This window comes from Eubacterium pyruvativorans, from assembly GCF_900102225.1.
GTDB lineage: Bacteria > Bacillota > Clostridia > Peptostreptococcales > Anaerovoracaceae > Aminicella > Aminicella pyruvativorans.
On record NZ_FNBF01000002.1, the window covers coordinates 162,313 to 171,997 of the forward strand.

Below are 9,685 nucleotides of genomic sequence, written 5' to 3' on the forward strand. Positions count from 1 at the left end.
ATGAAATTAGCGGAAATCGGAGAACGGACGAAACCATTCCAGGAGGGGGGAACCCTGGCGGTGATCACGGATGAAAATGTGGCCCCCCGCTTTCTGGAAACCTGTCTCCGCTCCCTGGAGGATGCGGGGTACCGGACCGAAAGCCGGATCATTCCGGCGGGAGAAGAATCCAAGAGCGGCGCGATGTATCTGGAACTGCTGAACTGGCTGGCGGAGATTCCGCTGACCAGAAGCGACGGCGTGGTAGCCCTGGGAGGCGGCGTGGTGGGGGATCTGGCCGGCTTCGTGGCTGCCACTTTCCTCCGGGGGGTGAAAGTGATTCAGGTGCCCACTACCCTGCTGTCCGCCGTGGATTCCTCGGTGGGCGGGAAGACCGCCATCAACTTGCCGGCGGGAAAGAATCTGGCGGGCGCCTTCCATCAGCCGGCGCTGGTGGTTCAGGACCCGGATCTGCTCCGGACTCTGCCCCGCCGGGCCTGGATGGACGGCATCGGGGAGGTTGTGAAGTACGGCGTTCTGGGGGACTCAGAACTCTTCGATCTTCTGACTGATACGAATGCGATCTACCGGGATCCGGAGCCGATTATCACCCGGTGTGTGGAGATCAAGCGGGAGATCGTCCGGCAGGACGAATTCGATCTGGGGCTCCGCCATCTGCTGAATTTCGGGCATACGATCGCTCATGCGGTGGAAATACTGAGTGACTTCCGGATCTCCCACGGCATTGCCGTGGCGAAGGGCATGGACCGGATCACAGAAATATCAGTACGGCAGGGCTGGTGCGGCAGGGAAGTTTACGACAGACTCCACGCACTCCTGCTGGAATACGGCTTCGACCTTTCGATTCCGTACACCAATGATCAGATTTATGAAATTATGTTATCAGACAAGAAACGGGAAGCCGGGTACATCGATCTGGTGATCCCGGAGCGGATCGGCCGCTGCGTGACCCGGCGGCTGACGCTGGAGGAACTGCGGCAGGTGCTGTAGCCGCCGGGAAATAACGGGGGACGTATGAAAGAAATTCAAATCATTCCATCGAAATCGGATGCCCACCGGGCGCTGATCTGCGCTGCGCTGTCGGACCGGGACTGCCGGGTCATCTGTGAAGAAACTTCGAAGGACATCGAAGCCACGAAGCGGTGTCTGGATGCGATCCGGGAAGCGCTCATGCAGCGCCGGACCCGGGACGGGGAATCGCCGGCAGCCGCCCATCTGTACTGCGGCGAGAGTGGTTCCACATTCCGTTTCCTGATTCCGGTGGTGGCAGCCCTGGGCATCACCGGAGTATTCCATCCGGAGGGCCGGCTGCCCCAGCGGCCGCTGACGCCGCTGTATGAGGAACTCACCGCCCACGGGGTCCGGATGAGTCCCCAGGGGAATGTGCCGTTCCTCGTGGAAGGACAGCTGACGCCGGGAGAATTCCATATTCCGGGGAATGTGTCCTCCCAGTTCATCAGCGGTCTGGCCTTCGCACTGCCCCTGCTGGAGGGGGACAGCCGAATTGTTGTGGAAGGGAATCTGGAGTCCGCCGGATATGTGGACATGACCCGGAATGTGATCCGCCGGTTCGGTGTCAGTATTCATTCTGCGGGGAATGATCTGATTGTGAAGGGCGGTCAGAAATACCGGGGTCCTGCCCGGTACCGGGTGGAAGGCGACTGGTCCAATGCGGCCTTCTGGTTGGTTATGGGCCTTCTGGGCGAGGAACCGGTCCGGGTAACCGGGCTGAATGCAGATTCCGCCCAGGGTGACCGGGCTGTGGTGCGGATTCTGAAGAAATTCGGCGGCAGGATCACAGAAGATCTGGAGACGGAGGGATCGGTGACCGCATGGCCGTCCCGGGATACTCTCCACGGCATCACCGTGGATGCCGGTCCGATTCCGGACATGGTGCCGGCCCTGGCCCTGGTGGGGGCAGTGTCGGAAGGTACAACAGAAATCATGAATGCGGCACGGCTCAGGATCAAAGAAAGTGACCGGCTGGCCACCACCTGTGAATTGCTCAGCGGCCTGGGGGCAGATGTGACGGAACTTCCCGACGGACTGAGGATCCGGGGGCGCCGGGGACTCACCGGCGGCTCCTGTGACGGCTGCAACGATCACCGGATTGTCATGACTGCAGCGGCGGCTTCTCTGGCGGCTTCCGGGAAGGTGGGCATCAGCGGATGGCAGGCGGTGCGGAAATCCTATCCCACTTTCTTCCGGGTCATGAAGGAAAACGATCTGGATGGCAATATCCTGCTGCTGTAGGCTTTGGCCGCAATGCTGTGAACACGAAAGGAAAATACAATGGCTTCATCATATGGAAAGAACATCCGACTTCAGATTTTCGGCCAGTCCCATTCTCCGGCCATCGGCTGCACGGTGGACGGTCTGCCCGCCGGCTTCCGGATCGACCGGGAGGAACTCCAGAAGTTCCTGGACCGCCGGGCGCCGGGGCGGACGAAATACAGCACGCCCCGGAAGGAGGCGGATCAGCCCGAATTTCTCAGCGGTCTGGTGGATGATGTGACCTGCGGCGCACCGCTGACAGCGGTGATCCGCAACACCAACACCCGTTCCAAAGATTACGATAACATCCGGGACATTCCCCGGCCGGGTCATGCGGATTACACCGCCTATGTGAAATACGGCGGACATAATGATGTGAGCGGCGGCGGCCATTTCTCCGGCCGTCTGACGGCGCCCCTGTGTATTGCCGGCGGCATCTGCCGGCAGATTCTGGCGTCCCGGGGAATCACAGTGAACGCCCGGATTCTGGAGATCGGCGGGAATCGGGAGGATCCTTTCGGTGAAATCGAAAAGGTCCGGGCGGCCGGGGACTCGGTGGGCGGCATTGTGGAGTGTGTGATTTCCGGCGTTCCTGTGGGGATCGGGGATCCGATGTTCGATGGCGTGGAAAACCGCATTGCCCAGATTGTATTCGGTATTCCGGCCGTGAAGGGCATCGAGTTCGGCGCCGGTTTCGCTGTGGCCCGGATGAGAGGAAGCGAGAATAATGATCCGTTCTACATGGACGAATCCGGCTCCGTGAAGACCAGAACCAACCATGCCGGCGGCATTCTGGGGGGAATCAGTGACGGCATGGATATCGTATTCCGCTGCGCCTTCAAACCGACTCCGAGTATTCCGGCCGCCCAGGCCAGTATCTCTTTGTCCGAAAAGAAAGATGCCGAGCTGGCCGTCCGGGGCCGTCATGACCCATGCATCGTGCCCCGGGCCGTGCCGGTGGTGGAGGCGGCGGCAGCGCTGGCGGTGCTGGATATGATGCGGGAGCCGGCCATGGCAGTGGAAGAGTAAGCCCGGCGGAAGTTCCGGGACGAAAGCAGAACAGAGAATCAGAAAGGAACCAGACACATGGATTTAAAGGATTACAGAGAGCAGATCGACCGGATCGACCGGACCCTGCTGGAGAACCTGCAGGAGAGAATGCGGGTGGCGGAAGGCATTGCAAAATACAAGCTGGAGCATGGGATGCGTGTCTTCGACCCGGTCCGGGAGCGGCAGAAAATCGAGAAGCTCCTCTGGGATTCCGACGAGGATCTGGCCTATTATAACAAGATTCTGTTCACCACGATCATGGAAATGAGCAAGGACCATCAGCACAAGTTCCTTCACGAGGAAACGGAAACCGTGCACCGGATCCGGGATGCCCTCCGCTATTCCCCGAAGGTATTTCCGCGCCGCGCCAAGGTGGCGTGTCAGGGCGTGGAGGGGGCTTACTCTCAGCAGGCCTGTGACCGATTCTTCTCGATGCCCCAGATCTCTTATCAGAAGAACTTCCGGGGCGTATTCCAGGCCATCCAGAAAGGGGAATGCGATTACGGCGTTCTTCCCATCGAGAACTCCACCGCCGGTTCCGTCAATGCGGTCTATGACCTGATGATGGAATATCATTTCAACATCGTCCGCAGCGTCCGGGTGAAGATCAACCATTCCCTGCTGGCCAAGCCGGGAACCAGAAAAGAGAACATCCGGGAAATTTTCTCCCATCCCCAGGCCATCGCCCAGTGTGAGGAATATCTGAAGAAATTCCCGGGGGCGGTGGTGACTGAGGTGGAGAATACGGCGGTAGCGGCAAAAAAAGTCGCCGAAAGCGATCGCCCGGATGTCGCCGCCATCGGCTCCGAGATCAACGGGGAACTGTACGGGCTGCGCACCCTGGAGAGCGAGATTCAGGACAACGGAAACAATTACACCCGGTTCATCTGTATTTCCCGGGAACTGGAAATCTACCCGGGCGCTGACCGCACCAGCATCATGCTGGTGGTGGGCCATACACCGGGCTGCCTGTACCAGGTGCTGTCCCACTTCAACGCCATGGGCATCAACCTGCTGAAGCTGGAGTCCCGGCCGATCCCGTCCAGCAACTTCGAGTTCATGTTCTACTTCGATATCGAAGAGCCGGTGTACGCAGACGAGTTCCCGCGGCTCATGAACCAGCTGGAGCAGATGAGTGTGGACTTCCGGTATCTGGGAAGCTATTCGGAGCTGGCTTAGGCCGGCCGGAGCCGGTCGAAAAAGTCAGGACCGGTCGTGAAAGGAGGGGCCGGTCGGAAAAGCCGGGACCGGTCGTGAAAGGAGAAATCAAGATGAAAATACTGGTCATCAACGGGCCGAACATCAACATGCTGGGAATCCGGGAGCCGGACATCTACGGGAAAGAAGATTTCGCAGAGCTGCTCCGCCGTACGAAAAAGACAGGAGAAGAGCTGGGTTTTGAAACGGAGTTCTATCAATCCAATCATGAGGGGGACCTGGTGGACCGCATTCAGGAAGCTTATGGGAATACGGACGGTATTGTCATCAACCCGGGAGCATACACCCACACCAGTGTTGCAATCCTGGATGCTGTGAAAGCGGTGGGCATTCCAACTGTGGAGGTTCATATCTCCGACGTCTCCCGCAGGGAGGACTTCCGTCAGACCTCATACATACGAAAGGCGGCCATCGCCACCGTAATGGGGAAGGGCATTGACGGATATGGCGAGGCCCTGAAGATCCTGAAGGATTATCTGGAAATGATGAAATAGGCTGCGCCGTGTTGTGCCGCCCCCTGTTTTCGGAAAATCGTATACAATCATCACGATTCTACCGATCTCCGGCGGGGGTTTCGGCACTTGGGGGCTGTATACTGAATGCAAACAGTGCGGAAACGGGCATTTCGGCCGGATCCGCACCCAATCGGCCGTGTTCCAGGGTGCGAATTTGGAAGAAAAACTTGATTAATATATTACTGCTCCTTCCGATGGTGCGATATTAGCAAAAACGGAAAATTCGCACCTAACTCGGCGGGCAGATTGTATACGTTTCGGATTCGTTAGACAAAAAATAACCCGGCTTCCGGTCGGCCATTCCGGTGACATCTGCAGTCGGACTGGAAAACGGACGAGAAAGCCGGTAGTGTATTCTGCGGCCGCATTTTGAGTAAAATAATTACGTAGAGAAAAGTTTGCGGCCAGACAGTGAGCTGCGAAATTGGAGATTTTCCTGTTTCCGCACCCCGTGAAATCGTGTCGCCCCTGTTCTTGGACTGAATCAGCCGAAAGGGGGTGCGAAAATCGAGAAAATCGGATTATCGCACCCGCCCGGCCGACCGTACCCGCCCGGCCGACCGCTTACGAGTTATGAAAACACAGGCTGCGCCCCGGGCGCAGCCTGTTTTTTTTCTACTTCTCTGTTCCGAAGACCTGCTGACAAAGCCGGCACGCAGTCGCCGTAACCGCCAGACCGCCCTCGGCGGTCTCTTTCAACGCCGCCGGCATGGAGTCGCCGACTTTTTTCATGGCCAGGATTGCTTCGTCCCCCGGGATGGCGCTGCGGATTCCGGCCAGTGCGATTTCCGCAGCAGTGTAGGCGCCGGTGACGCCGCCCGCATTCCGCTTGATGCACGGGATTTCCACCAGACCGGCTACCGGGTCGCAGACCAGTCCGAGAATATTCTTCAGTGCAATGGCCACTGCCGAATCGATCATGGCCGGGCTGCCTCCCGCCAGTTCCACGATCGCACCCGCCGCCATGGCAGAAGCAGATCCGCATTCTGCCTGACAGCCGCCGGAGGCTCCCGCCAGGGAGGCGTTTTTTCCGATCACCATTCCGATGGCGGAGGCGGTGAAAAGCGACATGATGCAGTCCCGTTCAGAAGAGCCGTATTCCTCCTGCATGGTGATCACCGCTGCCGGTACGATACCGCAGCTTCCGGCCGTCGGCGCCGCTACAATCCGTCCCATGGCGGCGTTCAGCTCCGATACCGCCAGAGCCCGGTACATGGCACTGCCGATGAAGGAGCCGGTCAGATTCTTCCCGGACTTCACATAGGCGGCCATCTTCGCCGCATCACCGCCGGTGAGTCCGCTGGTGCTTCTTAGATCCGGGTCCAGTCCGGAATCCACTGCTTCCCGCATGACCTGGTAGTCATCGGCCATCTGCTGATAAACATCTTCTTCCGTCCGCTCCAGCTGTGCAGCCTGGTCCTTGAGTACCAGTTCCGACAGCTTGCAGCCGGCATCCTCGGCGGCCTTCAGGATCGCCGCCAGAGAGTCATATTTCAATTCCATCGATTTCCTCCTGTCAAGACTTTGGTTCCCTGTTTCCCGCTGCGGCCGTTATGAGATCGGCAGCATCGCCGTACAGGTTGTAATCTCCGGGTCCCGCTCCAGCTCTTCTTTCAGTACCGGAAGTTCGCAGTTGATCTTGCTGTCGATCTCGATCGTCATGACCGCCACGCCTCCCTTTTCCTGACGGGCCAGGTGGAAACTGCAGATGTTTGCCCCGTGGGCGGAGAGCAGTTCCGTCACCGTGGCGATGACCCCCGGCGTGTCCCGGTGCAGAACGATCAGCGTCAGATACTGGCCGCTGAGGGATACCGGCATACCGTTTATATAGTCCACCCGGATATTGCCGCCGCCGATGCTGCTGCCCTGCAGCGTCACCGAATTTCCCGCTTCGTCCGTCAGCGTGATGCGGGCCGTATTCGGGTGGGCATTCTCCAATTCCGCTGTGGTGATGGAAATATCGATGCCCCGCTCGGCAGCAATTTCCATGGAATGGCGCAGATCCGGATTGTCCGGTGTCATGTCCATGATGCCGGCGATCACGGCCTTGTCTGTGCCGTGTCCCTTGTAGGTTTTGGCAAAAGAACCGTGGAAAACGATCTCCGCCGACCGTGGCTCTGTGCCCAGAAGCCGCCGGGTGATCAGTCCCAGACGGGCCGCCCCGGCAGTGTGGGAACTGGACGGACCGATCATGACCGGCCCCAGGATGTCGAATACATTCATTATCTTACCTCCATTTATCCTCCTCAGGATCCTGCGAGAATTTTAACATGGGTGTATATGGGAATCAATGGCGGAACGGTTCGTCCCGTTGGGTTTTGTCGACAAAAAATAAACGCCGCCGGTCGTCACGATTTCTGCCCCGGCATTCTGTCCGGGAAGACAAAAATACGTTTGGATATCAAGGGAATGAAACAGTAATTCAAGGGGCTTCTGTTCATTTTTGGAAACATGCGAAAGAGGGTTTACAAAGCAGAATAGAAATGTTAATTTGTTGTCAGATTCCGATGTATAATGTATACTTCGGAGCGGTTGCGGGTATAGAGTCTATCGTCTGCGGTGGCAGAAGGTATCGTCTGAGTCATGAGAGAGGGTTTGAAATGAAGGCTGATGAGAGTATTCTGGGTCTGCGTCACCAGGTGATTTATGAGGTAGCGAAGCTGGCTTTTGAGGGACAACTGGAGAAGGCGGAGTATCTTCCGGAGAAGATCATTCCGGGTACGCTGCCTCACTACAGATGTTGTGTATACAAGGAAAGGGAGATCGTCAGACGGCGGGTTCGTCTCTCCCTGGGGAAGACGGAGTCCGAAGTTGACACGGGGAATATCATGCAGGTCATTGAACCGGCCTGTGCGGACTGTCCGATCTCCAGCTATTCTGTTACAGATAACTGCAGAAGCTGTCTGGGGAAGGCATGTCTCCGCTCCTGCAAGTTCGGTGCGATCCAGGCCGGTCCTCATCGCTCCGTCATCGATGCCACCAAGTGCAAGGAGTGCGGCCAGTGTGCGAAGGCCTGCCCGTACAACGCCATTGTTCATCTGGAGCGGCCGTGCAAGAAGAGCTGCCCGGTGGACGCCATCAGCTATGACGAACAGGGCCTGTCCCGCATCGACGAAGAAAAGTGCATCCGCTGCGGCCGCTGCATGCACCACTGCCCGTTCGGCGCTATTGGCACCATTGACTCCATCGTGCCGGTCATCGAAGCACTGAAGTCCGGAAAGGAAGTTTACGCCATGGCGGCGCCGGCCATCGAAGGACAGTACGGTCCGGAAATCGGCATGGGCAGCTGGCGCAAGGCTTTGAAAGAGGTGGGATTCACTGATTTCTTCGAAGTGGGTCTGGGGGGCGACCTGACCACTTCTGCCGAAGCAGAGGAATGGTACGAAGCATACCAGAAAGGCGAGATGCGCACCACTTCCTGCTGCCCGGCTTTCGTCAATATGATCCGCATGCATTACCCGAAGCTGGATCAGTATGTTTCCACAGCGGTCAGTCCGATGTGTGAGCTGAGCCGCATGATCAAGGCCCAGCACCCCGGCGCCGTCACCGTTTTCATTGGACCGTGCATTGCAAAAAAATCCGAAATCAAAGACCAGAAGATTCCGGGCAATGCGGATTACGCCCTGCTGTATGAGGAAATCGAGGCGATCCTGAAGGCAAAGGAAGTGGAGCTCACCCCGGTAGAAGACAATTATCAGCTGGCAAGCATCTTTGGAAAAAAATACGCCACCAGCGGCGGCGTGGCGGCGGCAGTGCTCCAGTATCTGGACGAAACCGGCCGGGGCGGAAACTATAAGGTGGAGCGTCCGAGCGGCGGCAACGAACTGCGCAAGACCCTGACCATGGCATCCTTCGGCCGGCTGAATGCGGATTTTGTGGAAGGAATGGCCTGCGAGGGCGGCTGCTTCAACGGTCCGGCCAGCAAGGTTTCCGGACCGGTGGCCATGAAAAACCGGAAGGCCCTGTTGGAGAAGGCCGACGACCGGAAGATCACCGAAAACCTGAAGAACTACGATCTGGACAGCTTCCCGCGGTACCGGTAGGGACGGTTGCGCGGCCTGGGGGAGGGTGCGGCCGGACAGATGACGGTTGTGCGGAAGGCCTGGTGGTGCGGTCGGACAGATGACGGTTGTGCGGCAGGCCTGGTGGTGCGAAAATTCGATTTTTCAAGATTTCGCACCTGATTTCGGCCTGTTCAGTCGAAAATCGGAGACGACACGGTTTCTCAGGGTGCGGAAACAGGAAAATCCTTATTTCCGCACATTGCTCCCCGCACGCCAAATTCTAACATCGTAGTTATTCTACTCAAACCACAAGCATCATACACAATCACCGGCTTTTCCGTTCATTCTAAGGCATGTCACAGTTGTCCCAGGAGTGACTGTACTGGTCAAGTAAAATTGTAATAAAGTAACTCATTTTATGCTACTTTTGCTGGTGGTATCCCGCCGTTATGAGAGTGTGGTCTTTGATTATTGTACCAGCCATACGCATATGCATTCACTTCAACGAATAGGCTCTCTTCAGTTGAAAACTTCCTGAGATAGATCAGCTCTGACTTTAGTGTATTAAAATACCTCTCCATTGGAGCGTTGTCATATGGACAACCTGGTCTGCTCATACTTTGA

The 9,685-nt window shown here is 57.4% G+C and carries 9 protein-coding genes; 6 read left to right on the forward strand and 3 right to left on the reverse strand.

The features are described from left to right. The 5 genes from aroB (at position 1) to aroQ (ending at position 5,036) form a co-directional block, all read left to right on the forward strand. Positions 1–990 (forward strand): 3-dehydroquinate synthase, encoded by a 990-nt coding sequence (gene aroB / locus BLQ24_RS01605; RefSeq protein WP_090161978.1) that lies wholly within the window; start codon positions 1–3, stop codon positions 988–990. A 24-nt stretch (positions 991–1,014) separates the two neighbouring features. Further along, entirely contained in the window at positions 1,015–2,253 is a 1,239-nt protein-coding gene (aroA, locus tag BLQ24_RS01610) for a 3-phosphoshikimate 1-carboxyvinyltransferase (RefSeq protein ID WP_090161980.1), read from the forward strand. 39 nt (positions 2,254–2,292) lie between these two features. Beyond that, positions 2,293–3,303 carry a chorismate synthase gene (locus BLQ24_RS01615; protein WP_090161981.1) on the forward strand — a complete coding sequence of 337 codons (1,011 nt, stop codon included), beginning with the start codon at positions 2,293–2,295 and terminating at the stop codon, positions 3,301–3,303. A gap of 57 nt (positions 3,304–3,360) precedes the next feature. Next, positions 3,361–4,503: a prephenate dehydratase gene (gene pheA, locus BLQ24_RS01620; protein ID WP_090161982.1), complete on the forward strand. Its 1,143-nt coding sequence runs from the start codon at positions 3,361–3,363 to the stop codon at positions 4,501–4,503. Positions 4,504–4,595: 92 nt separating this feature from the next. Further along, a complete protein-coding gene (aroQ, locus tag BLQ24_RS01625) occupies positions 4,596–5,036 on the forward strand; it encodes a type II 3-dehydroquinate dehydratase (RefSeq protein WP_090162006.1) in 441 nt (146 codons plus the stop codon). A gap of 636 nt (positions 5,037–5,672) precedes the next feature. Here the strand turns inward: aroQ and sdaAA are convergent. Continuing rightward, complete coding sequence (sdaAA, locus tag BLQ24_RS01630) at positions 5,673–6,560, reverse strand: L-serine ammonia-lyase, iron-sulfur-dependent, subunit alpha (protein WP_090161984.1); 888 nt, start codon at positions 6,558–6,560, stop codon at positions 5,673–5,675. Positions 6,561–6,608: 48 nt separating this feature from the next. Then, complete coding sequence (gene sdaAB, locus BLQ24_RS01635; RefSeq protein ID WP_090161986.1) at positions 6,609–7,280, reverse strand: L-serine ammonia-lyase, iron-sulfur-dependent subunit beta; 672 nt, start codon at positions 7,278–7,280, stop codon at positions 6,609–6,611. A gap of 377 nt (positions 7,281–7,657) precedes the next feature. On the opposite strand from sdaAB, the gene BLQ24_RS01640 reads away from it, so the two are divergent. After that, positions 7,658–9,100 carry a 4Fe-4S dicluster domain-containing protein gene (locus tag BLQ24_RS01640; RefSeq protein ID WP_090161987.1) on the forward strand — a complete coding sequence of 481 codons (1,443 nt, stop codon included), beginning with the start codon at positions 7,658–7,660 and terminating at the stop codon, positions 9,098–9,100. Between the two features lie 377 nt (positions 9,101–9,477). Here the strand turns inward: BLQ24_RS01640 and BLQ24_RS01645 are convergent. Next, on the reverse strand, positions 9,478–9,685 hold a 208-nt coding region (locus BLQ24_RS01645), incomplete at its 5' end, for an integrase core domain-containing protein (protein WP_143004220.1).